Source organism: Sulfurospirillum halorespirans DSM 13726 (assembly GCF_001723605.1).
GTDB classification, from domain to species: Bacteria; Campylobacterota; Campylobacteria; order Campylobacterales; family Sulfurospirillaceae; genus Sulfurospirillum; species Sulfurospirillum halorespirans.
The window spans coordinates 2489313-2513344 of the sequence record NZ_CP017111.1; the positions used below are offsets into that span (position 1 = coordinate 2489313).

General features: G+C 41.0%; 28 protein-coding genes. 6 read left to right on the plus strand and 22 right to left on the minus strand.

The features are described from left to right. Nucleotides 1-7: 7 nt before the first annotated feature. The 8 genes from SHALO_RS15565 to SHALO_RS12535 all read right to left on the minus strand — a co-directional run bounded on the left by SHALO_RS15565 (nt 8) and on the right by SHALO_RS12535 (nt 6510). The gene (locus SHALO_RS15565) at nt 8-454 is read right to left on the minus strand and encodes a hypothetical protein (protein WP_069478805.1); all 447 of its coding nucleotides are present in this window, start codon (nt 452-454) and stop codon (nt 8-10) included. Between the two features lies 1 nt (nt 455). Beyond that, complete coding sequence (locus SHALO_RS12505) at nt 456-788, minus strand: virulence RhuM family protein (RefSeq protein ID WP_069478806.1); 333 nt, start codon at nt 786-788, stop codon at nt 456-458. Beyond that, complete coding sequence (locus SHALO_RS12510) at nt 789-1775, minus strand: virulence RhuM family protein (protein WP_069478807.1); 987 nt, start codon at nt 1773-1775, stop codon at nt 789-791. A 156-nt stretch (nt 1776-1931) separates the two neighbouring features. Next, on the minus strand, nt 1932-3101 hold the full coding sequence (locus tag SHALO_RS12515) for a hypothetical protein (protein ID WP_069478808.1): 1170 nt from the start codon (nt 3099-3101) through the stop codon (nt 1932-1934). Beyond that, nucleotides 3098-4081 carry a nucleoid-associated protein gene (locus SHALO_RS12520; protein ID WP_069478809.1) on the minus strand — a complete coding sequence of 328 codons (984 nt, stop codon included), beginning with the start codon at nt 4079-4081 and terminating at the stop codon, nt 3098-3100. The genes SHALO_RS12515 and SHALO_RS12520 overlap by 4 nt, the downstream gene beginning before the upstream one ends. 160 nt (nt 4082-4241) lie before the next feature. After that, nucleotides 4242-4616, minus strand: coding sequence for an ASCH domain-containing protein (locus tag SHALO_RS12525; protein WP_069478810.1), 375 nt, complete (start codon nt 4614-4616; stop codon nt 4242-4244). Continuing rightward, a complete protein-coding gene (locus SHALO_RS12530) occupies nt 4594-5646 on the minus strand; it encodes an acetyltransferase (RefSeq protein WP_069478811.1) in 1053 nt (350 codons plus the stop codon). The genes SHALO_RS12525 and SHALO_RS12530 overlap by 23 nt, the downstream gene beginning before the upstream one ends. 585 nt (nt 5647-6231) lie before the next feature. Beyond that, complete coding sequence (locus SHALO_RS12535; protein ID WP_069478812.1) at nt 6232-6510, minus strand: DUF6471 domain-containing protein; 279 nt, start codon at nt 6508-6510, stop codon at nt 6232-6234. A gap of 123 nt (nt 6511-6633) precedes the next feature. On the opposite strand from SHALO_RS12535, the gene SHALO_RS12540 reads away from it, so the two are divergent. From SHALO_RS12540 to SHALO_RS12555, 4 genes are all read left to right on the plus strand, one after another. Then, on the plus strand, nt 6634-7272 hold the full coding sequence (locus tag SHALO_RS12540) for a PspA/IM30 family protein (RefSeq protein ID WP_069478813.1): 639 nt from the start codon (nt 6634-6636) through the stop codon (nt 7270-7272). Beyond that, nucleotides 7265-7915: a YqiJ family protein gene (locus tag SHALO_RS12545; protein ID WP_084010922.1), complete on the plus strand. Its 651-nt coding sequence runs from the start codon at nt 7265-7267 to the stop codon at nt 7913-7915. Before SHALO_RS12540 ends, SHALO_RS12545 begins: the two co-directional genes overlap by 8 nt. Nucleotides 7916-7918: 3 nt before the next feature. Beyond that, complete coding sequence (locus tag SHALO_RS12550) at nt 7919-9574, plus strand: flotillin domain-containing protein (protein ID WP_069478814.1); 1656 nt, start codon at nt 7919-7921, stop codon at nt 9572-9574. A gap of 317 nt (nt 9575-9891) precedes the next feature. Next, nucleotides 9892-10524, plus strand: coding sequence for a cytidylate kinase-like family protein (locus tag SHALO_RS12555; RefSeq protein ID WP_069478815.1), 633 nt, complete (start codon nt 9892-9894; stop codon nt 10522-10524). A 9-nt stretch (nt 10525-10533) separates the two neighbouring features. Here the strand turns inward: SHALO_RS12555 and SHALO_RS15225 are convergent, their stop codons facing one another. From SHALO_RS15225 to SHALO_RS12620, 13 genes are all read right to left on the minus strand, one after another. Then, complete coding sequence (locus SHALO_RS15225; protein ID WP_238585245.1) at nt 10534-10872, minus strand: hypothetical protein; 339 nt, start codon at nt 10870-10872, stop codon at nt 10534-10536. A gap of 129 nt (nt 10873-11001) precedes the next feature. Beyond that, entirely contained in the window at nt 11002-13101 is a 2100-nt protein-coding gene (locus SHALO_RS12565; protein WP_069478817.1) for a heavy metal translocating P-type ATPase, read from the minus strand. A 4-nt stretch (nt 13102-13105) separates the two neighbouring features. Continuing rightward, nucleotides 13106-13408, minus strand: a complete 303-nt coding sequence (locus SHALO_RS12570) for a hypothetical protein (protein ID WP_069478818.1) — start codon at nt 13406-13408, stop codon at nt 13106-13108. Continuing rightward, on the minus strand, nt 13408-13767 hold the full coding sequence (locus SHALO_RS12575; RefSeq protein WP_069478819.1) for a magnetosome protein MamC family protein: 360 nt from the start codon (nt 13765-13767) through the stop codon (nt 13408-13410). Before SHALO_RS12575 ends, SHALO_RS12570 begins: the two co-directional genes overlap by 1 nt. Further along, nucleotides 13764-13970 carry a hypothetical protein gene (locus SHALO_RS12580; RefSeq protein ID WP_069478820.1) on the minus strand — a complete coding sequence of 69 codons (207 nt, stop codon included), beginning with the start codon at nt 13968-13970 and terminating at the stop codon, nt 13764-13766. Before SHALO_RS12580 ends, SHALO_RS12575 begins: the two co-directional genes overlap by 4 nt. Before the next feature lie 30 nt (nt 13971-14000). After that, nucleotides 14001-14660: a ferritin-like domain-containing protein gene (locus SHALO_RS12585; protein ID WP_069478821.1), complete on the minus strand. Its 660-nt coding sequence runs from the start codon at nt 14658-14660 to the stop codon at nt 14001-14003. Nucleotide 14661: 1 nt separating this feature from the next. Continuing rightward, entirely contained in the window at nt 14662-14979 is a 318-nt protein-coding gene (locus SHALO_RS12590; protein WP_069478822.1) for an HMA2 domain-containing protein, read from the minus strand. Between the two features lie 160 nt (nt 14980-15139). After that, nucleotides 15140-15634: a Fur family transcriptional regulator gene (locus tag SHALO_RS12595; protein ID WP_069478823.1), complete on the minus strand. Its 495-nt coding sequence runs from the start codon at nt 15632-15634 to the stop codon at nt 15140-15142. A gap of 9 nt (nt 15635-15643) precedes the next feature. Further along, complete coding sequence (locus SHALO_RS12600) at nt 15644-16765, minus strand: Opr family porin (protein ID WP_069478824.1); 1122 nt, start codon at nt 16763-16765, stop codon at nt 15644-15646. An 85-nt stretch (nt 16766-16850) separates the two neighbouring features. Then, on the minus strand, nt 16851-17303 hold the full coding sequence (locus SHALO_RS12605) for a hypothetical protein (RefSeq protein ID WP_069478825.1): 453 nt from the start codon (nt 17301-17303) through the stop codon (nt 16851-16853). After that, on the minus strand, nt 17293-18852 hold the full coding sequence (locus SHALO_RS12610) for a PepSY-associated TM helix domain-containing protein (RefSeq protein ID WP_069478826.1): 1560 nt from the start codon (nt 18850-18852) through the stop codon (nt 17293-17295). Before SHALO_RS12610 ends, SHALO_RS12605 begins: the two co-directional genes overlap by 11 nt. 8 nt (nt 18853-18860) lie before the next feature. Continuing rightward, the gene (locus tag SHALO_RS12615) at nt 18861-19157 is read right to left on the minus strand and encodes a hypothetical protein (RefSeq protein ID WP_069478827.1); all 297 of its coding nucleotides are present in this window, start codon (nt 19155-19157) and stop codon (nt 18861-18863) included. Nucleotides 19158-19159: 2 nt separating this feature from the next. Beyond that, entirely contained in the window at nt 19160-21175 is a 2016-nt protein-coding gene (locus SHALO_RS12620; RefSeq protein ID WP_069478828.1) for a TonB-dependent receptor domain-containing protein, read from the minus strand. A 94-nt stretch (nt 21176-21269) separates the two neighbouring features. Between SHALO_RS12620 and SHALO_RS12625 the strand changes: the two genes are divergently transcribed. After that, nucleotides 21270-21977, plus strand: coding sequence for a response regulator (locus SHALO_RS12625; protein ID WP_069478829.1), 708 nt, complete (start codon nt 21270-21272; stop codon nt 21975-21977). Further along, nucleotides 21970-23868 (plus strand): histidine kinase dimerization/phosphoacceptor domain -containing protein, encoded by a 1899-nt coding sequence (locus SHALO_RS12630; protein ID WP_069478830.1) that lies wholly within the window; start codon nt 21970-21972, stop codon nt 23866-23868. Before SHALO_RS12625 ends, SHALO_RS12630 begins: the two co-directional genes overlap by 8 nt. Before the next feature lie 26 nt (nt 23869-23894). Here the strand turns inward: SHALO_RS12630 and SHALO_RS15310 are convergent, their stop codons facing one another. Beyond that, complete coding sequence (locus SHALO_RS15310) at nt 23895-24014, minus strand: FeoB-associated Cys-rich membrane protein (RefSeq protein WP_145923262.1); 120 nt, start codon at nt 24012-24014, stop codon at nt 23895-23897. Nucleotides 24015-24032: the final 18 nt, after the last annotated feature.

Below are 24032 nucleotides of genomic sequence, written 5' to 3' on the forward strand. Positions count from 1 at the left end.
TTTGTCCTTACGATTTAATTTTGTTTGCTTCTTTCAATTTCCAAAGCACCTTCACCATCGCCAAAGTATCGAGTTCACAGTACTTCAACAACTGCTCATGCACTTTCATTTCCTCGTCCAAACTCTTTACATGTAAAGAGGCAAAGGTGTTCATGGCGTCTCCTCCGTTGTGGATGCCGTCAAAGATAAACGTTGCCTCGTAGATGTTTTCCACACCCTCATCAATATACGCTTGGGTCAGTCTCGCCATGCTTTTAAAATCGTGTGCATTAAAAGGTATCTCCCGCCCATCAGGAAACAATTCACACGCCAAAGCCCCCACGATATTACCCATCTCAAACCGCGCTTTGGCACTGGCACCCTGTGGGGTTAAAACCTCAGGTTTGTACTTTTTTAGCCAGAGGGATTTTGGGCATTGAATAGCTCTGGTGTAGAGAGATTTTGAGAGGGTCATGTTATTTATTTTTCACTTCTAACAACAGTTTGTCAAAATCACTCCTAAAAAGTCTATCTTGAACCACACGGTATTTTTCAAATTCGCTCAAAGCTTTTTCATCTGCTATCTTTTTAGTGATTTTTCCCGCATCGTGCAAAATTGCTCTATCATCAAACTCCAAAAAGGCATCTAAGTTATAGTATTTTGTGTTATAGGTTTTACCATCATTGGCAGTATGTTCCAAAATGGAACTAACAGACTCTTCAAAAACTTTGACTTCGATGCTGTTTTCTCGACTTTGTGAGGTAAATATCAAAAATTCAGCTGCCCCGTTTCTTATGAGTTTATCCATCTATCGCAACCTTTTTATATCTTCTTCGAGTTCTTTTAAACTTTGAAGTTTTTGCTCAACGTGTTCCATCTCTTTGTATTTGTTATACTCGATTTCACTTTTTGCTTTGGCGATTTCGTGGCTGATTTTTCCTGCATGACTTAGAAGTTCTCTGCCATTTAGAGAGATGACCATATCAAGCCTTCCAATCCAGTCTTTCATGTACATTGGTATTTGTTGCATTGCCATCGTTTCAGCAAATGCCAAATATTGCTCGACTAAAAGACCCAAGAGTTTTATCTCTTCTTCATTCAAATAATTTTTGGCTATGCTGACATCTTTTTTGGTTACATTTTTGTCTTCTTTATCAAAAGAGTTCATTCCTAAAAGAGGTTTATTGACATCTACTCTATTGTGTATGAGTTCTGCGGCGGTTTGAGAAGATACCGCCCATAAAAGCTTATTTTGCACTATTTTAAAAAACTCTAATGTCTTTTCATCTTTTGGGTCATAGTCAATGCTTGTCATATAAATATCTTTGATTTTTTGATAAAAAAATCTCTCACTAAGTCGTATCTCTCTTAGGCGGTTTTGTAATTCATCAAAATAATCAGGCTTACCATCAGGATTCTTAAGCCTCTCATCATCCATCACAAAACCCTTAACCATGTACTCGCTCAGGTTTTTGTTTGCCCACTGGCGGAACTGTGTCCCTCGTTTGCTTCGGACTCTAAAACCGATGGCTAAAATCATCGCCAAAGCGTAGTGGGAAACAGAGTAATTTTTCCCATCGCTGGCAGTTGTCAAGTATTCCTTGACAACTGAATTTTGCGCTAACTCTTCCTCTTCAAAGATATTTTGAATATGCAAACTTATATTTTGTTTTGAGGTCGCAAAAAGTTCCGCCAACTGGCTCTGGCTCAGCCACGCCGTGCCGTCTTTGGTAAGAAGCGAAACAGAAGCTTTACCGTCTGCGGTGTTGTAGATGATGATGTTATTTTCGCTCATTGGTCAAGTTCCCTTTTTTGACAACTATTTTACTCTTCATTGTTCAAGTGCTTTGAAAAAATTTCAATGTGAAATGCTTTGTGGCGCAATGACCGTACGCCGAAGCTCATCGTTTTTTTACATGTAAGAAAAAAAGTAGTCTGTCACCTTTTTTTGTTAACTTCCGCAAATAGTTGGCAGATTTTGAATGAAAATTTTGATTGACTCAATCCACTCCGTGGGTATATGGATAATAAAAAAATAAGCTAGCCCAAGAAAACCTATAGTAAAAATAACTACAACCATCTGATAAAGAGTTGTTAATAATTGTATATTTTTTAATCTATCATCAATGCCATTTTTTTCTTTTTCTAACGTATTTAAATCAATACCAGATTTTTCTGCAATTTTTTTAAATACATTCTCAAATCTATAAGCTAAATTAGCAATGCTCTTTTTTATTGTTAAAATCGAAAAAAGACTAAATAAACTCCAAATTATAATAATTGTACTAGCAATAAGTAATGGATATATTTCTTTTTCAAATCTAAAGAGCATATAAATGTAAACTCCAAATTGGATAGGTAGTGAATTTACTTTTGATAAAAAGTCTGAAAGAGAATCTTGCAAAGTTTTAAAATATTTGTCTCTTTCTTCTTCTAACTTTGAATTGAACTCATCGAATGAAAACTTGTTTAAAAACAGCTTGTATTCTCTATCAGTTTTCTCAATAATGAGTTCTAGCTTACTAAGTAAATAAAAAAATCTATCGTCAACTTCTTTTTTTTCTTCAACAGTTTTAATAATATTGTCTCTAAAAAAAGCAATATACTCCTTTGATAAATTACTCTCCATAGAATCATGTAGCTTTTTTAGGTTGTAACTATTTTCATAAAATTCCAATGGCTTATTTTTATAACCAACTTCAATTTTTCCATTCTTTTCTGAAAGTAAAAAATATTTTTTATTTACTTTATCATTAAAAGATATGACTTCCTTATCTTCTATTAGCTTTTTAATTTTCTGTGAATAGATTAAATTTTCAAAAAATATATTACACTTTGCAGATTTATCATAAATTATTTCATCTTTTATTACGATGACTTCTTTATCTATATCTCCTTGAAAATGTTTTATACAATCAGCTTTAGTTTTATAAATAGAAATGGCTTGATTCGCCAAGTTTATACTAATGCCCTCAGCCAATTCATCATATTGAATGCCCAACTCAGTCAATAATGTTGTTTGACTATTTAAATCATTAGACAAAAAGGTTAATTCATCTGTTTCTACATCTGTGCAACTAGCCAATAAATCAACTATTTTTTTTATAGTTTCTGTTTTCATTGCTCTATATCAATATCAGCATTAAGTGCGTTTAGAATTTGTTGTGCTAGTTCTGAAGAATGAATAACAACTTGTCCATCTATTATTTCAATTTCATTGGGGTTAAAACTACTTCTAGGTGCAGTAAGTTCAATATTATTTGCCTTGACAGAAACTTTATAAAAACGACCCAAATTAGCACCAGTTAATTTAAATTCTCCATCTATATCAACATTATTCTGTTCACAGTATCTTGCAATATAATCTTCATCTTGAAAGATATATGTACTTAAATCTCTTAAATTAACAACTCTTCCGTTGCTACTTTTTGCATAATCGAAAATAGTTCTTTTTAAACTATCTCTTGTCATTCCAGCTAGTAATTCTATTTGGTTTGCTATATTATATAAAGCTTGTGCATCTTTATTTTCTTGCTTTGGATCATCTAGCCCTATCCAAGCTTCAAAATAACTTGAAATATCTGTATTACCTCGAACTAAAGATATATATCTATCTTCTGAATTACTGTTTAAAATAGATAAATTAATTTTTGCACCCATTGCAAAGTGCTCAACATCTAAATATTGAGTAGAGTCCAAATTCCAACTTCCACCACTTGGAATCAGTTTAGAACCTTCTGTATTTCTTACTAAAAAAATCGCTAAAAATTCTTGTGTTGTTGTATATTTAGCAAAAACAAGATAACCACCTTTAGCTGGAGAGATCCCATCAATTTTATTTTTTAACTTTTTTGTTAAAACATCTGAAAAGTTTACAATATCAATAGCACTATAGTCTTGAAAATCCTCTTGAAAACCATCATCTGAAAATTTAGCTCTTTTGAGCGTTTTTTTTGAAAATGATTCTTCCAAAGAAGTAACTATTTTGAGTACATATCCATTAGTAGCATCTAATGTAGTATTTGACAAATATAACGTCGCCGTATTTGTAGTATTAGCTTCCTTTTTTATTTCATGGATAATAACAGAACTTAGTGTCATTGGATTTCCTTTTTGTTAGTTTAGTCTAGTTTTCTACATTAAAAGCTTCTGCAAATTTTCAAGATTTATATAACTATATGCGAATAAAACATTTCAACTTTATGGAAATAGACTTTTCATTCATCTACTAAATTCTGTCTTATGTTTTTACTATTTTCCCTCAAACTACATATTTAAATGACTGTGGGGCAGTAAAATTATCGTACATTTCATGAGGGCATCTAGGTGTGTCGTATTTGTTTAAAGATTTTATCTTTATAGCATAGCCTTTTTCTCTGTCTGTAAAATAACTATCGTAAAAATCAGCACTAATGCCTGAGAAATTTTTTGTCTTTTCCCATAGCGTTTTTGGGTGTTCTTCAAGTATGGCTTCAATGTCAAACTCTCCCACTATCTTCCCCACGGGCATGGTAGAGTATATGACGACTGATTTAATGCCTTTTCGTTTAAAAATACTTTTTCTATACTCAAATTTTTTATTACCGTTAAAAATTTCTTCTACAAATTGGGGCTTAATCGATAATAATACTTTCATCTACTTCTCCAGCTTTTATGATTTTTTTAAATTGTTCATGTGTTACACTAAAAACACCCCAATACTCAGGTGTTATACCAAAACTGTCAATCATTTGACCGTTTGTAACGCGTCTTTTAAATGCGACATTGTATGTCATCTTGATAATAAAAGGATACTTCTTTGTTCTATAGAAGCTTCTTAACTCATCGACTGAAAATATACTATACGGCTCACAATACTTTAAAAATTTCTCTTCTGTACTAAAGTCATTTATAGTTAAAACTTCTTCCACTACACAAATAGAGGTTACAACAGACCTATAGCGTGCGGCACCTTGTCCATCATTTGTACGATATATCAATAAAATATCACCCTTATGAAAGTTTTGAACAGCTTGCATGGCGCAAATATATATTTTATGGATGCTGTTTGTGTGAGATACATCTTTGAGTATATCTACACTTTCATTGTTTAAGATAGAATCTGAAAAGAGTTTTGTATGAAATTGTGGAAGAATCGACAATCCGTATATATGTTTATTCTCAGTTTGCACAATAGGGTAATCTTTTAAAATATCATTTTTGAGATTAAAAAGATTTTTGAGCAAAACCAACTCTTTACCATTTGATGTTGTCTTTGTACCGTATTCTGAAAAACCAAAAGTTTTAAGTAAACTTATTAGTGGCTGATGTTTATCAAATATCGTTACATAAATTTCATCTATTTTCTTTGCTACAGCAACATCAAATATCTTTTTTACAAATCTTTCTCCAAGTTTTGTACCATGTGCATCAATCTTAAAAGTGCCAACTTTTAATCTTTTCTTTTCTGTAAATTTTGGAACGATAGCTTCATCAATCTCATCTTCAATTTTAAGATACAAAAATGCCATTAGCTTAGTATTTTCATACAATGTGAACGCATGTTTGTCTTCTATTGCTTTTTTAGTGAACCAACTACTAAATTCAGAATAATCTTCTTTTAAAGAGTCAAAGAACGCATCATCTAAATCAATATCTTTAAAATACTGTGATTGAATATTTGCCATTGTAAGCCCCTTTTTTCATTTTGATATATGTTAATGTAAATTGTGAATTACCTTTGAAAAAATTTCAATTTGACATACTTTACAACGCTCTCAAACATATCTTTTATTTCTATCTCGTTGAAAAGGTACTAAATAAGATTTTAAGATAAGTAAAATGTATCACATAAATATGAAGTTTTGAAGTGCACAAGCAATTGCCTGTATTATTGAGAGTGTCTAAATCGTTAAAGCCTAAATGCGTGTCCGAAAAATGAATCAGTTTCACGGTGCTTCTTTATGATTAGTTAGACTTTTTCAATGGGTTATGAAAGAAGTCTGTTCGATTATAACCAATATTATTACAGATTAAGAGAAATTTATGATAAAAAAGGAAAGATTTGTGGAGGTTGGAAAAAAAGAAACGCTCGAACCGGGCAATTCGAGCGTTGGTATTACAAGTTGTTAGGTTCTACACAAAAAGGAGGTATGCGTCTTACATGTAAAAGTATAGGGCTTTAGTCTAAATGGGATGTGAACCGTTTGTAAATGAATCATAAATTTTTTTAACACATCATTTTTGGTTGATTTTATTCGCCAAATTTATTGCTAGAAAGAACTTTTTGAGAGCCTAAGATCACAGTTTGAAAGTCTCTCATCAAAAATAACATTCATCGTATCAACATCTAAAACTTCCATCAGTTGCATAAAAAATACAAAGCTAAATCCGCCTCTGTCGATTTTTCGGCGCAAAGAAGCTTCGGTGGTATCAATATAACCGTGGGCTTTAAAAAGCTCAGTGAGTTTGACCATATCTAGCCCTCTTTTTTTAATTTCGCCTTTGATGCTGAGAATCGCAAGTTTTGTAAAATCGTCAGTTGTAACCATGTATTCTCCTATAATAGTCTCATTTAGGACATATTTGTCTCATTAGAGACATTTAAGTCTTGACATTATACTGTATTTTCCTTATAATTTTATCGAATCTATTCAAAACTTAAAGGAGACGCTATGTCAGAGAAGTTTTATTCGAGAGTCAGTCGCATCGTTGCGGGCAGTCTTAATGCCATTATTGATGCCGCTGAGGGTATTTCACCAGAGATTATTGCGAAGCAGAGTATTCGTGAGATTGAAAAAGTAGCAAGTGACATCAAGCTTGAACTGGGCAAAGATGTCGTGAAGCAAAAGCTTATTAAGGAGCGAATAGATTCTTACAACGCTGAGCACAATAAGCTTCTAGCTCAAGTCAAAATTGCGCTTAAAGAAGACAGAGAAGACCTTGCGGAAGCAGGACTTGCAGAACAAATTTCAATCGAAGAAAAAATCAAAGCAAACCAAGTGCAGATGGACGCACTTCAAAAAGAGATAACCACCTATCAGGAGTACCTTGATAAACTCTCTGCCAAGAAAAAAGATATGGACAGTGAGCTTAAAGCTCTTTCGAGCAAACCAAATGCCATTGATTCCCTTGCAACAAAAGATAAACTTGACAAAGCAGAAGAGGCGTTTTACCGTGTCATGGGCGATGAATTAAGAGAAGCGGACAAAACAAGCAAAGACACCTCCAAACTCAATGAACTTGATGAATTGGCTAAAAACAATCAAGTTAGTGAGCGCTTAGCTGCACTAAAGGCTACGTTGAATGTTTGATATGTTTTGGCTCCCAGAACTGCAACCTTTCACAATCGCATTGATTATAATGCTTGTGATTGCCTTGCTTGAGGGCGTTGGTCTATTGCTAGGTGTGGGATTATCAACACTGTTTGATTCTCTTTTGCCCGATATCGACTTTGACATCAATGAACCTAGTGGTGCTTTAACACATTTTATGGGGTGGATGAATATCGGGCGTGTGCCATTGTTGGCTATTATCATCTGCTTTTTAACATCTTTTGGTGCGATTGGATATTTAATACAATCCATTCTATATGGCGTCATGGGAATCTTTCTTCCCTCTGCCCTTGCCATAGTGCTCTCTTTTGCGATGGCACTGCCTGCAACGAGGATAACCACCAATGCAATTCGCAAAGTGATTCCCTCCGATGAAAGTTCGGCTCTTTCGCAAGAAGACCTTATAGGCTCAGCGGCAACGATTACGCTAGGGCGTGCAACAAAAGGTTCTCCAGCAGAGGCTAAGTATGTGGATAAATACGAACAAGCGCACTATTTTATGGTTGAGCCAGAAGAGGGTGGCATTGAGTTTAAAGCGGGTGAGACGGTGATTTTAGCGAAACAATCACCCAAAGGCTTTTATGCTATTAAAAATACACTATCCCAATTGGAAAAGGAATAAACGATGATTAATGATACGATTATAATGATAGCGGGGGCAGCCATCATAGCACTTATAACGATTGCCTTGATTGTCGCAAGACTTTATAAACGCTCATCAAAAGAGATGGCATTTGTACGCACAGGGCTTGGCGGTGAAAAAGTGGTGCTTAATGGTGGTGCTATCGTTCTTCCTATCTTTCATGAAATTGCATTGGTCAATATGCAAACGTTGCGCCTTGAGGTGCGAAGAGAACAGTCCCAAGCATTGATTACGGGTGATCGTATGCGTGTGGATGTGCAAGCAGAATTTTACGTACGTGTTAAACCAGAGATTAGCTCCATTGCTCAAGCAGCACAAGCATTGGGACAAAGAACACTCAACCCCGATATGCTGAAAGAGTTAATTGAAGGTAAGTTCGTTGATGCCTTGCGTGCGGTTGCGGCTGAAATGGAGATGATACAACTGCATGAAAAGCGTTCCGATTTTGTTCAAAAAGTTCAACAAGCAGTTGCAGAGGACTTACTTAAAAATGGTCTTGAATTAGAATCCGTTTCACTCACAGGACTTGATCAAACGGGCAAAGAGCATTTTAATCCTAACAATGCCTTTGATGCTGAGGGTTTACTCCGCCTTACGCAGACTATTGAAGAGCGCAATAAACTTCGCAACGATATTGAGCGCGACACGGCTGTTCAGATTCAACAAAAAAATCTTCAAACAACCAAAGAAGCACTCAATCTTCAGCAAGATGAGGAATATGCCAGATTAGAACAATCACGAGAGATTGAAATGAAAAAGGCACAACAAGAAGCTGACATCAAGATAGAACAATCCAATCAAAACAAAAAATCTGAGACCGTTAAACTCTCTGCAAACCAAGAGATTGAGCAAGCGCGCATCATTACTGAGCGAAAAATTGAAGAACAACATATCGAAAAAGTTAAAACCATTAAGCTTGCGGAACAAGACAAAGAAATTAGCATCAGCAACAAATCCAAAGAAGAGTCTGAAGCAAAAGCGGTAGCAGATGAAGCACGTGCAAAAGCCGTAGAAGCAGAGGAAAAAATCAATACGGCTCGTCAAGTTGCAATTGCCAACAGAAACAAAGACGTTGAGATCATTAAGGCAAATGAAGAAGCGGAAAAAGATGCGGTTACGATTAAAGTGGGTGCTCAAGCAGAGAAAATCGCTGCACAAGATCGAGCTGAAGCGATTAAACTTGAAGCACAAGGTAAAGCAGATGCTGTTAGAATCCAAGCAGAAGCCGATGAAAAGCGTTTTGCCGTTCAAGCCGAAGGTGAAAAAGCCATCAATGAAGCCAACAATGTTTTATCAGCAGAACAAGTGAAAATGCGCATCCAAATAGCGCTTATGCAAGCATTACCCGCTATTATCGAGCAAAGTGTTAAACCGATGGAACATATTGATTCTATTAAAATTATTGATGTTGGGAACATGTCAAATGGTGCATCAAATACATCAGGTGGTTCCACAAGTATAGGAGAAAGTGATTTTTCCGATAATATGGTCAAAGCTGCGATGAAATATCAGGTTCAAAAACCTTTGGTTGATAAATTATTAAACGACATTGGTATCACCGATATTGGCAATCTTTCAGACATCGTCATGTCGCACAAAAACATTCAAGAGCCTCTACAGCCAAATAATCCATCTTAAGTAATATAGGGGCGCTTTTCATAGCGTCCTAATTCTTATAATTGATAAAGTGCGATTTTCACGAGGGTATTTTTGGGGAAGTAAAAAAGGAAACGCTCGAACCGGGCAATTCGAGCGTTTTGTATGAAAAATTGATACATTATTCACAAAAAGGAGGTTTTTGTCTTGGTAGTGAAAGTATAGGCTTCTTGTCTAAACAAGAGATGAACCATTGGTAAATAGATCCTAAATGGTGCACATTTCTCACTTCTTATTCTTTTTATGACCTGCGAAGGAGTATACTTATTTCGAGTATTTGTTTTAAGGAGTTATAGCAAATGAAAGAGCCTTCACATACGATCATCACGATCAGTCGCCAAATTGGAAGTGGTGGTGCGTTTATTGGACAAAAATTGGCAAAAGAACTGGGCATGAGTTATGTTGATCGAGAGATCATCACGCAAGCGGCGAAAGAGTTTTCCCTTGTAGAGGAAGACCTTGAATCTTTGGATGAAAAAACCCCTTCATTTTGGCAATGCTTCTTTCAATCAAGCATTTGCAGTCCTGACGTTTACCTTCCTCCGCAACTCTTTGTACCAACGGAAGAGGCGATTTTTAAAGTTGAGACAAAGATTATCAAACAAATTGCAAAAGATCGCTCTGCTATTATCATCGGGCGATGTGGCTCACATATTTTGCGTGACAACCCCAATCACCTGAGTATTTTTTTACATGCAGACGCTACTTTCCGCAAAAAACGTATCGAAGAGCTTTACAAGGTTTCAGGAAAAGAAGCGGAGAGAATGATCGAGCAAAGCGATGGTGAGCGAGCGCGTTACCATCAGCTCTTAGTGGAAAAACCGTGGAGTGATGCAAGCCAGTACGATCTGTGCATCAACACCTCTAAAATAGGGATTGACAGCGCCATCGCGCTGATTCGTGAGACAATAGAGCGTTACCAAAACCGCTAAAAGAGGAGCTTATGCCTCTTTTGGCTTTGGTTTGCGTGTTCGCTTTGGCTTCGTTTCAGAGGCGACGACTGTTTCACTCGTGCTTTCAGCCTTGTGAGCCGCTTTGACACTGCTTTTTTTAGACGGCTGATAAAGCATGTGATGCCAGAGTGAAAAACCAACCAGCGCCACACCTGCACCAATGTGAAGGTTTTTCATAACCTTAGACTTCATCCCAAAAGAGGTGCCGATCACTATCGCCATTGAAGTGGTCATGCCGATCTTTGCAACCTCTTTTTTTGTGTCTAAGTCCCATGTCTTAAAGCTTGGTAGTTTTAGCTCTTTTTTTGTCAAATTTTCTTTTTGCATTTTTTCCTGTCTCATACGTTAATGCCAAGGTTAAAACCGCGGCAATTCCAAGGGGAAAGAGAAGAGGCATGTAAATCCTTTTATGATATAAGTTATCATAATTATAAAACCTCTCCCCTAAGACTTAGCTTAGCTTTTTTCTATACGAATTTTTTGCATGGAATTGAGTAATAATCCAATCGTCGTTCCATTATGCAAAAAGGCTGTTTTTACAGGACTGAGTAAGCCTACAGCCGCACCCATCAATATAAAACTGTTAATACCCACGGTGGCATTAAAGTTACTCTGAATGCGCGCCATCGTTTTATTTGCCAAGATTTTGGCTTCCACAACCGCATCGATGTCATCTTTGAGCAAGCTAATATCCGCCGTTGCTTTGGCGATGTCAGCACCTTTGTACATGCTGATGCCGACATTGGCGTTCATAAGTGCGGGGGCGTCATTGATGCCATCGCCTATAAACGCGACATGCTTGCCGCTTTCTTTGAGCGCTTGCACGATGTTGGATTTATCGGTCGGTAGCAGTCTTGCATACACGGTGTCGATGCCCAGCTCTTTGGCTAAGGCTTGGGCTTTATCTTCCACGTCACCTGTGAGCATGACGATCTCTTTTGCCCCTAATTTTCTTAGTTTCAAAAGGGCTTCTTTGGCATTGGCACGCACACGGTCTATCATACCGATGGTGCCTAAAAGTTTGTTATCATACGCGATGTAGAGCAAGATTTTGCCATTTTCCAAACACTTCTCGATCTTGGCTTCGTGCTCACTAAAAGAGACCTGCTCATCTTCTTCCAAGAAGTGACGACTTCCGATGATCGCCTCTTTGCCATTGATCTGTGTGCGAACGCCATGCGCAACGATAAACTCTACCTCATCATGGTGCATGTGCACAAATCCACGCTCTTTCGCCGCTTTGACGACGGCTTCAGCGACAGGGTGGAAGTAGTGCTCTTCCGCACTTGCCGTGAGATTTAAAATCGCATCTTTACTCCACTCTTTATCAAACGAGTAAATCTCGACCACTTCAAGCTCACCGTGCGTCAAAGTGCCTGTTTTATCGAAAATAAATGTATCGACATGCGAAAGCGCTTCTAAAGCTTTCGCCCCTTTGATAAGGATGCCATGATGCCCTGCGATGGAAAGCGAATTTTTAAACGCCACAGGCGTAGCGAGTTTCAGTGCACACGAATAGTCTGCTTGTAAAACCGCGGCAACACTTGCCATATCACGACGTATCAGATACGAAAGTCCTGCCATCCCTAAGGTAATGGGAACGAGTTTATCGGCTAAGTGCGTGGCTTTGAGACCAATGGCAGACTTTTCATCGAGGGAGCTTTTGATGTAGTGTCTGATGCGTTGTGTTGCCGTGTCATCTCCGACTTGCTCCGCCCAGATGCGAATGCGCCCTGATTCGACAATGGTACCTGAGATAACCCGTCCACCACGCTCTTTTTTCACAGGCTCCGCTTCACCCGTCATCGAAACTTGATTGATCGACGCCATTCCATCGATGATATGCCCATCAATCGGAATCGTATCGCCAGCACCTACAATAACGATGTCACCGACTTTCACCTCAGCGGTGCTGATGCGTTTTTCGGTTCGTTTGCCCTTCTCTTCCACTTCGATCCACGCCGCTTCCACATTGGGTTTAGCCAGTTCTTTGATGAGATCATCGCTTTTGTGTACCGTGGTCTCTTCGATATATTCGCCAATTTCAAGCATGAGATTGGTGCTATTTGCCGCACTGTAATCGCTTCGTGCCAAAGAGACGCCCACCGCCATCGCTTCAAGGACTTTAGAGGTTAATCCTTCGCTAAAGAGCTCAAAAAGTCCCTCCTTGAGCAAAGGAATGCTCGCAAGGGTACTCACGGCAAGTTTGAGTCGCGGTTGGGGAATGAATGGCTGAAATGCCAGTGCCATACCTGAGCGTACAATGCCTTTCATGCTAGGCGCTTCGTCGTGATCATTGAAGCATGCGTTGATCGAAGCATCGCAGATTTGGTAGTGCCCAATGTCAAGCTGTTGGAGGTGTTTTAAAAGCGCCTTTTCATCCAAATGCTCACCTTCAAATACAACAGAGCCTATTTTAGCATTGACGCGCACTTCACGCACACCTTCAATCTTTTTAAGGTCGTTTGCAAGAGCGTGCGCATTGATCTGCTTAAGCGCAGGAGTCACATAGCGCAGTCGCTGGGATGTTTGATGAATCAGGCGTGTTTTGTGCATAAAATTATGCTTCTTTAGCCGCTAACTCAGCTTTAGCATCTTCAAAACGTTCTTTCATCTCTTCGATGCCTGCTTGGAACATTTCAGTGCCTTTGGCAATCGTTTTGAAAAGATTTTTCTGCGCTTTTTCATTGGTTAGCAAATAAGCACCTACCGCGCCGATGAGGGCACCCATGACAAACTGTTTGGTGTTAAATGCTCCAAAAAGATGTTCAGGATTACTGAGCATTCCGTTTTCGTTTTTCGCCTCAGTGGCAGGCTCGCCCCCAATGTAGGGGTTTTTGTCCAGTGAAGATAATAGTTCCATTATTTTGTTTCCTCTTCGGTTGTTGATACGTCAATCGTTTGTGTGCATGTGCATGTTTTTTCATACAGTTTTTCAACACCATAAATGCCTGCAACGCCCACAGTAAGGGAACCTAAAAGTCCAAGCCAGCTGTTACGTCCAAGTGCATTGGCTGCTGCAATCGCACTGCCCGTGGCGATGCCACCTTGAACGGTTAGTTTAAGGCTCTGTTTGATCGCCTCATCTTTGCTAAGCTCTGATTGTTTGTACTTCGTGTACGAAAGAGCCGTTGCTACCATGCCAGCCGCCAACGCACCACTGATCATATTGCCAGCGACACTGCGAGGGGTTCCTGTATTGATCGTGATTTTAGGGGTCATTGTACCTCCTCTTTTGTTTTTACATGTAAAGCTTTTTTGGACTTAATGCACTCGATGGTTCCATCAACGCTTTTCTTCATCTCTTCCGCGACCTCTTTGGCTTTGCAAACGCCTTGTTCAAGACCTTCTTTAAGCTCTTTTTTCTTAGTAAATGCAATCACAGCAGCGGCACCTGCAAGGGCGCCTACGATAAATGGTAACATGGTTTTCTCCTTAAATTAGTCTTTAAAAGCTTACGCTTCGTTTTTTTCATCATCAGGGGCGATGACACCGCCCAGCACACTTGCACCCACAGCGCCTATCAAGGCGCCTGCTACAAACGAAAAATTGGTGCTTAAGAGCTTAGTGATCTCCTCTTGATTGATCTCACCTTTGGCGATTTTTTGCGCCATGTGGCTGAACTCACCCCATTGTCCCATCATGCCTTCCAGCGCTGCCATCGGATTGGCTTCTGCTGTGTGATGGGGCGTAGCATGTGAGGTCACACCGTTTCTAAACGCGGGTAAATGGTTGTTAAAGGAAGCGGCTTGAAGCCTGTAAAAAAGGTCTTGAACCTCTGCAAAATCTTTTACATGTAAAAGAAGTTCGTTGTAAAGCTGAATGTTTTGAATCTCTGCAGCAACGCCCAGTTCGCAACATTCGCGAAGGGTGTTAGGAATGCTAATGTTTTCGGGTACCCTGCGAACAAGCGTGACATTGTGCGCTGCAGCAACGGCGATGAGCGCTTCTTGGTGGGTCTGTTCGGCTTGGATGCTGTTGACAAAAGGTGTAACAGCGCCAAATTTTTCAATGACCGCACTGTACGTCTCATACGCTTTGACTTCATCATCAAACGCGCGTTGCAACGCCTCTTCTAGCGCTTTGTTTTCGTGCACGGGTGGGGCTACTTTCATATCAGACAATCTCCTTTGCGAGTTGGTCTATGATCGTTATAATTTCATCAAGTTTTTCGCCTTTGACTAAATTTTCCCACAAATGATCGGGAAAAATAGCGTGGTCATACTCAACGGTTAAAGAGCCAATCATTTTGTTAATCTTAATCGATTTAATGCCATTAATGCGAGCAGGCAATGCTTCGATGTCTTCAATACCGACGTGATGCTTATGCTCTTTAATCTTAGGACTCACGCGCAAACGAATGCGCCCTTTGATGTGATGAACAATGGAAAAATAGCCTCCAAGTTCAACTAGTTTTTCTGCTGTAACGTTCATAACTTTCCTTTGATAATTACATTGTAAGGTGGGAAGAATAAATATTAGCTTAATATTTTTTAAGAATTATTATCAATGGTCCAAGCCATGCGAGAAGAGTTTGCCATGATACCAATTTAGTAGTTTTGAGCGATTACATGTAAGCTTTTGAACATGGCTTTTAATGGCTATTTTGAGCATTGTGGCACCTTTCGCAGACACCATACAATGTCAGCGTATGATGGGTTCCTGTAAATTTATGGGAGGCGAGTATTTCGTTTTGTTCCGCTTCGATGGCGGTATCGCAAAAACGGATGATGGCGCCACAGGTGAGGCAGACCAAGTGGTCATGATGCACGGCGCGTTTTAGTTTGTATTTTTTCATCTTTGAAGGGTAACTGAGCACCGTACTGACCATATCAAGGCTCTCAAAAAACGCCAGAATTTTATAAATGGTGGCAAGAGAAATCCGCATACACTGCTTCGTGTAAAGCTGCTGATGGATCTGTTCAGCACTCATGTAAGCATCGCACTCATAGAGTGCTCGAAGAAGAAGTTCGCGTTTTGCGGAATGGCGAATCCCTGCTTTGGCAGTCAGTTTTAAAAAGTGGGTGTAAAAGTGTTCAAACGAAGAAGAGCAAAAATTCTCTTGCTCTTCTAAAAGGTTCGCTGACAACCGCTTTCCTTAAAAAGTATAAGCGATGTGCGCTTTAAAAGCATCGTAACTTTGAGCGTTGTCATCGTTGTCAATGTTCACGTAGATCAAAGAGGCTTCAAGATTTTTAACAATCTCATAACCAACGCTTAGATCAAGCTCTTTTTCTTTGAATTTTAAACCTGCGTCTTCATACTTGGTTTGACCGTACAGTGCAGAGAGTTTGACCCCTTCAAGTTCGTATTCGGCGCGAACATACGGTGTTTTAGCATCGGTTGCAAAGACATAATTTCCCTCTTCAAACGGAGATTGATCGCCAAATGACTCAATGCCACCTGTTCCGTCTTTATCGGTTTTCATGTAGCCAAGACCGAGGTTGAGTCCTGCAACTTCCACACCTTGTTCCAATTGCATAAAAGAGCCATCTTTGACATCGACCACATCGCTACTTACGCTGACATAATGTGCGATCGTTGTGGTTTTAACCTCTTCGCTTGGCTCTAAGTTCAGTGTTGCTTTCAAACCATACGCACTTAAAAGGTCACTCCCGTAATATAGATAAGGATTAAGCTCCAAAGCCTCGATCGGTGTGTATTTGGCTTCGAGCATGTAGATGCCATCATTGCCGTTCATTTTTGTAAAAGATTCCGAAATTTCATCGATGTCAATGACCGCTTGTCTGCGCGCCCATACCATGCTGAGCACTAAGTTTTCCACCGCAGTGATTTCAGCGCTGACGCCATCAACGTAATCCGTTAACCAGTTAAAATCCACCGCTTGGCGACCCAGAACAAGCGCACCTAAGCCTTCGTGTTCCACTTTGATGTACGCTTCAGAAAGTGCGCTGCGATCAGCGATGGCATTTTTAAAATCGTCATCGTTTTTTTCGCTGGTTTTCATACTGCCCCAACCCGAAACACCTAGGCTTACACCATTATAAGGTGCGGTGACAAAACCCACATTCAAATAGCCATTGGAAAAACCATCATCGACGCTGCCGCCTTTACGATCGTTATTAACGCCAAACCAGCCCACGGTTCCTGTAAGTTCACCTTGCGTGAAAACCTCTTCTAAATTGGTTGCTTCTGCAGCAAAACCCAGTGAACTCCCCAAAACAACCGCCGCGACAATACGTGAAAAATGTATTTTCATCCATGCTCCTTTATGATGATAACTATTATCGAATCATAGCGAAAGGAGCTTAATATTTTATAACATGATACTTATTATCAAATATTTATCTGGGCATTTTGCGTCTGCGATAGCCATAAACTCGGTAAGCGCTTATCCCAAGAAAGAGTGCGAAAAACCCCAAGGAGACGAACCACATCGTGCGAAACGCTCTCTCTTTTTGTGACGTCGCTACCTTTTGAAAGCCATTTTGTGGAGAGGGTCCCTCTTCCACGACGTCCTGATCACCCACGTAGAGATAAACCCAATAAGACTCCTGCGGAATCTTTACATGTAAAGGTTTCCCCACCTCTAAAAAGAGCTCTAAAAGCACGCGCTTGTCGATCATAGAGATGAGTGCGACTTTGTTGCCTTCGAGTTTTTTACCTGAACCTTTCATCTTGCCTTCGATTGCAATCGTGTCGTTTTCAAGAGGCGTGAGCAGAAGGGTGATTCCTTCAATTTTATGCGCCCAAAGGTGTGTCGCTAAAAGAGCGATAAAACACAATTTAATACCCATCAAAGACTCCTTTGCGCTCATAACGGTAAAAAAGCTCTTTTTTCTCAACTGCTTTTGCCAACACAAAACAGAGCAAGGCACTGAGCAAAAACATGACATCCATGCCAAAAAGCGTCCATGCCCCTTTTTCAAAACTATCCCAGATGAAAAACCCACTTTTAAGCCCATGAAACAGCACAGCAAGCACCAAAAGCCACAAGGTGCTTTTCAGCATACGTCCAATGATCGTAACAATGGCGCGCTCAAACACCGTGTAAAAGAGCCAAAACGACCAAAACGCATAAAAAGCGCCTCGTATCCACACCTCTTTATCGAAAAGATCAAACGCTAAAAGCCACTGCAAAAAAAGCACCAGCGCACTGCTAGGCAAAATGCCAATGAGCACAGCGATGCTAACACGGTTGGTAAGATCCCCCAGCCACCCTTTTTGATGCAGATTTTTCTCCGCCCACAAAAGATAGCCTGTTACCAAACAAAACGCTAATGCGACACCAAAACAGGCTAAAACAATGCGCACGCCTAGCGTCTCATCGGGCACAAAGTGAAGGTAGTAAAAAAGGGAAAGCGCTTGGTTGATGCCATGCGTGTTTTCCAAACCACGCTTCTCCACCACGACGCCACTTCGTGCATCAAGGGTGATACTAAGCCGATTGATTCGCCCTGATTGAGCCACACTGTTTTTATCGAACCCACGAAAGCGTACTTTTGCCGCGTCGGTTCCATAGTGATAGAGCGTTGCATTGGTAATTTCAAGACTGGGGTAATGCTCGTTCGCGATGGCACGCAGTGTTGAAAAAGGAAGCATAATTGCCTTGGTTTCAGAGCTTTTATAAACGGGTTGCGCAAAGATGATGGGGCTCACAAGTTTGCGCATATTGCTCTCCTCTTTGCTGCTTGCACTCCAAGCAAAAGGGTGAGAATAAGAGAGCATTAAGCCCAAAAAGGCTCCCGTGCAAGCAAACACAAGCGCGTAGGGAATGATCCCAAGCCCCATGATTTTATGCCACGAAAGCCACCTGCTTTTCCAGCCCTCTTTTGATCTCTTCGTCTGCGTGTGCTTATAAAAGTAGAGCCAAAAACCGCCCAAGGTTAAGAACACTATACCAATGCTCATGATGCCCATCAGCGGCATGCCGATGAGTGGAATCACCACGCCTGTATGCAGTTCGTTAAAAAAAGTGGAGATCAGATTCTCCTCTTTGGAGAGTTTGATCACTTCGTTGGTGAGGGGGTTAAGGTAGAGGCTATTTTGAGACTCAGACGAGAGTTTCAAAAGCGGATCGCGAAAGCTTGGAAGCGTTATATCAACGGGTTTTGAGCTCAAAAGGTGCTGCTTTTCTAACAGCTCACCCAAAAGAAGATCGATGTTAAACGCATGCTCTGCCAAAGGAACAAAATGGCGCGATGGCGACTCCCACACTTTAAGATAGGGCATAAAAAAAGTGAGCGTTCCAAAGTAGGTGCTCATGTAAAAAAGGAAAAGTACCACAAGTCCGATGATCGTGTGCGAGCGGTGTAGGAATTTAAACCGTAATGATTTTGCAAGCATGAAAACTCCTACACAAACGCGATAATACAGGCATTGAGCAGTGCCATCAACACGATTTTGAGCGTTACATGTAAAAGGTTTTTAGAGAAAAGCAACCAAAACCCAAAACCGCAGACCAACAGCGGAAAGAGAAACATCGAAGGAAAAATGCGCTCTGCCATATCGCCCCACAAAAGGGCACTTAAGCTCGTGCCACACAGGTACGCCAAGCCAAAAGCACCCACAATCGCCAAAACGCCGTGAGCCCAACCGATAACGGTTTTGGGCTCTTGAGATAGACGGCTCATTTTAGAGAATAAGAGCATGATTAAAATTCATACGAGAACGAGAGTTTGATGTTACGTCCAGGTTCGTAGTCTGAGAGTGAAACACCACTAAGAAGTCTGTTTTCAGAGGCATGAGAGACGTAAGACTCATCAAAAATATTATCAACTCCTGCGATTAAGGTAAGCCCTTTAACGCTACTTGGTTTCCATTTCACTGCAATATCATGCACATCGTACGCCTCTTTGGTCTGTTGCGCGGCAATATACTGACGCTCTTCTTCCATCACAAATAACGAATCCCATGAGAGTGAGAGGTTTTTCATAAACGCATAATCAAGGTTAACGCTTAAGCTGTCTCCCGGTTCTCTTTGCGTTGAAAGTCCTGTATTTCTAAATTTTGAGTTGGAGTGCGCATAGGTGATTAAAGAGCTAAGAGCGCCTATGTCATACACAAAACTTGCCTCAAAACCTTGAATATCAAGGGTTCCACCGTTGGTCATCTCCGCACTTGTACTGGTCGTCCATGTCGTGATAATGTAGTCATCAATACGTGTATCAAACACTTTGAAGCTAAAGCCAAGGTTTTTGGCGCCCAGTGTGTTTTTGTTCTGATATTTAAACCCAACCTCTTTGTTAATGCCCGTTTCTGCTTTAAGACCAGAGTTGTCATTGACATACATACGGTTACTGGCTAGTACATCCACCATCTCAACACCTTTGTAAAGCGTTGTGGCACTTGCAATGAGACTGAACGTGTCGGAGAGAGGATACTCCGCCGCCAAACCGTAGGTAAATTTACTATCAGAGATTTCGCCATACACGCCATCGTATTGATAGTTGTTGTAACGAATCCCTGGTGTTAAGATAAAGCCATTGCTAAACGCGATGGCATCTTCAACGTAAAGCGCGCCCGTTTTGGCTTTCTCATTTTCACCGTATTGCTCGCCACTCCACTCAACTTCACTGCTCTGTGTGTCGTACAAGCCGCCATACGTAAAGGTGTTATTGAAACTTCCAAGCGCGATAGTAGACTGTGCTTTGGTGTTGATACCATAGTTTTTAACCACGCCATCCAAGAGTCCTTCATACGGGTTCATGCCCGCAGGAACAGCTCTGACACGTTGGGTGGTTCCATCGCGTTTTTCATAGCGTTGCAGCTCATTTTCATTGCTGTAAATCGAGGTTTGCAAAAAGAGATTGTCGCCTAAATCAATCTGATGTTTAAGCGTGATCGTCTCTCTGGTGTACTCGGTTGGGTAGAGATAATTTCCCGTTGCATATTGGTTATACGCTTTGCCAAAGTCAGGACGTGGCACGTAATCGCCTTCGTCTTTGAGTTTATCGTACGAGAGTGTGATGCGTTGTACATCGCTGATGTCATACCCAACTTTAATCAACGTATTGCCAACCTCGCCATCGGTTCCAAAACTCTCTTCGCCTCTGCCATCTTCCCACTCATTCTTGTCCACGTAGTGATGATACAATAAAAGATCGACCTTATCGGTGACTTTGCCATACGCTGCCACGGAGCCACCAAGGCTGTCATTGGAGTTGTAATTGCCCTGAATTCGTGCGCCATACTCTTTGCCATCTTGCAAAAGGTCTTTGCCGTCTTTGGTTTCAAACGCAACTGCACCACCCAAGCCTCCATTGACAACCGAATTAGTACCCACTTGGACATCTGCTTTTTTCAAGATGTCAGGATTGACCAGCAAGTTACCGATGTGATGGAACATATTGACATTGGAAACTTTCGCGCCATCGATGCTAATATCGAGGTTTTCATCCTCCAAACCACGAATCGCAATACGGTTGTTGATCGAGCTCGTACCTCCCACATCCACACCAGGAAGATCGCGCAAAAGATCGCTTAAATGATCGGCCTGTTTGGTTTCAATCGAAGAACTTCCAAGATTGAGGGAGGAGCTGCTGACCTGTGTTTCCCACACTTCAACACTCTCTAACTGCTGCTCTTCCGCCATAGCAACACTGCATAAAAGCGTGGTTGTGACAAGTGATAACCTTAATGTCTGTTTTATACGGAGCGAATTTAACATACGTAACTTCCTTTTAGTATCTTTTTAAATGATATTTGTTATCATAGTTACAAGAAATCATATCAAAATCTCAATATGAGGAAAATAAACCAAAATGGGCAAAAAAAACGAAGATATTAAGATTTTGGTCGTGGAAGATGAGACTATTTTGGCATTGCAACTCAAAATGAGCCTTCAAAAATTTGGCTATGGCATCAGCGGTGTGGAAGCAACCGCCAATGATGCGATGCGTCACGTCGATGCCAATCTGCCCGATATGGTGCTGCTTGACATTCATCTAAAAGGTGAAAAAAGTGGTACGGAAGCGGGGCGTTACATCTGGCAAAACCACCATATTCCTATTATTTATCTAACCTCCTATTGCGACAATGCGACGATCAAAATGGCGATGGATTCGGAGCCTTATGGCTATTTGAGCAAGCCCTTTCGTGCCAATGATCTCAAAGCAACGCTTCAAGCCGCGTGGTACAAACACACCTATTTTCACCCCACGCTAGAGCTTACACGCACCTCCAATCCTCTGATCAAACTGCCGTGCAACTACATCTTTGATCGCACCAGTGGCGTGCTTACATGTAAAGATCAAAGCGTGAAATTAACAGGCAATGAGATCAAATTTTTCCAGATTTTAAGCGAATCGGCTGGCAATACGGTCAGTTTCGAGCAGATCAGTGCGTACATTTACAGAGAAGAGTCACACGATCTCTCGCGCCTGCGCAACCTTGTGTATCGTCTGCGCCAAAAGATCGATGCAAGCCTTTTAGAAAATGTCTTTGAGGCAGGATACCGTCTCAATGTTTAACGCGTTTCGAACCCTTTCGCTTTCGGCGAAATTTGCCCTTAGCTTTAGTGCGATTGTGCTTTGCATTCTTGCCGTGATGATGGCGATTGTCATCCCCACTTGGCAAAATGAACGCCTCAAAAGCGAGACAGATACGATCGATCGCTTACTCACCAACATGGAGCATCAAGTCCTTCTGACCATTCACGTCAATACGCTTTACAACGCTTCGTACTGGGAAAAGATGAATTTGCAGATGCAAAACAGACTGCACGCACTTTTGGATGCATACAAAGAGGCACCAACTAAAGAGTCTTCCACGCTTATTGCGCTTTTAAATGAGCACTTTTCAGGCTTTACATGTAACGCAGTGCTCAGACAAAATGACCAAGCCCTTTACAGCACACACAACGCTTTGGAGCAAAACTCCATCTTCTTTTCCACGCAAACGCCGCTGTATGAGCAGTGGAATGTGCACGATAAAACGAAAAAAATCAACATCTGTCCTGCGGGCGATAAAGAGTACCTTTTTGTCAAAAAAATTCCTCACAGTGAGTATGATATAGCGCTTTTTTGCCATACGCAGGAGTTTTTGAAAAGCCGCAGTGAGTTTGAGACCACCATCGGTTTCATGCTCAAACAGAGCTTTCAAAACCTCAAAAACCAAAGTGCAGGCTTTGCCTACATGATGTGGGTCGATGGCAGTGAAAAACCCTGCGATCACAACGCCACTTTTCGCAAAAGCCACGAGAAAGACGCCAAAAACTACAACACCACCTGTTGCGTTAGCGAATCTTCTCCGACCGATCAGCCGCTTACGGGAACACTTAAGAGTTCGGATTATCTCAAAGCCGCACACGAGGGCAAGCCGATACACCATCTCTTGCCCAAGCTGGATGACCCCTCGGGCAAACTCTACCCTGCCCTTACGTGGGTGCGCTACTTCAAAGGCAGTCGCGAATACCCGTTTGTGCTCGCGGCGAGTCTCTACGAAGAGGAGATCTACAGCGATCTTGACCCCATCATCGTGAAGTTTCTGCCTGCCATTCTTATCGCCCTTTTTTCGGCATTCGGGTTGGGATGGCTGCTTTTTCGAGGCTTTACATGTAAGATCGACCGACTGCTCAGTGTTGCTAAAACGATCAAAAATGGCAACCTCAAAGAGCGAAGTCGCATCACAGGCGATGATGACATTGGGCTTTTGGCTGAAACCTTTGATGCGATGCTTGATTCGCTGGAGGAGAACATCCAGACGCTTGATGCCAAAGTAGCAAAACGTACCTTAGAGCTTGAAGCGCTTCTCAAAGAAAAAGAGGTGCTCTTAAAAGAGGTTCACCACCGCGTGAAAAACAACCTCTCGATCATCATCGCCCTCATGCAACTCAAGGAAAACCAAGCTCAAAGTGAAGAGTCGCAAACGCTGTTACTTGAACTTCAAGAGCGCATCTATGCGATTGAACTCTTACACCGCCAACTCTACCAGTCCACAAGTATTAAAGAGATCGCGTTTGATGTCTATGTGAGTGGTTTGGTCGAAAACATGCGCCAAACCTATGCGACGGATGAGAAAAAAATTGGTTTACATGTAAGCATTGAACCTGTCTTTCTTGGCATCGAACAAGCTCTCGCCTGCGGTCTTTTGATCAATGAATGCGTCACCAACGCGATCAAACACGCCTTTGATGCAAACGGTGGAAAAATCGACATTGGCTTTACATGTAAAGAGCACGAATGTACACTGAGCATCAGCGACACGGGCAAAGGATTGCCAAAGAATTTTGCGCTTGAAAGGGCACAAGGGCTTGGAATGCAGTTGATCGAAGGCATCGCATGCCAACAACTCCAAGGCAAACTGAACTATAAAAATTCAGGCGGAGCGCACTTTGCGATCCGCTTTACGCAAGAGGCTTAGTCATTGAGCGAAGCCTCTTAATGAGGCTATTTTTTTTCACCACAACTGCTTTTACCGCACCCGCATCCTCTATTTTTTACCAATTTTCGGTAGAGGTAATAGAGTGCTCCTAAACTAATTGCCACCAATAAAACATCTTCTAACATGCTCTCTCCTTGTACATT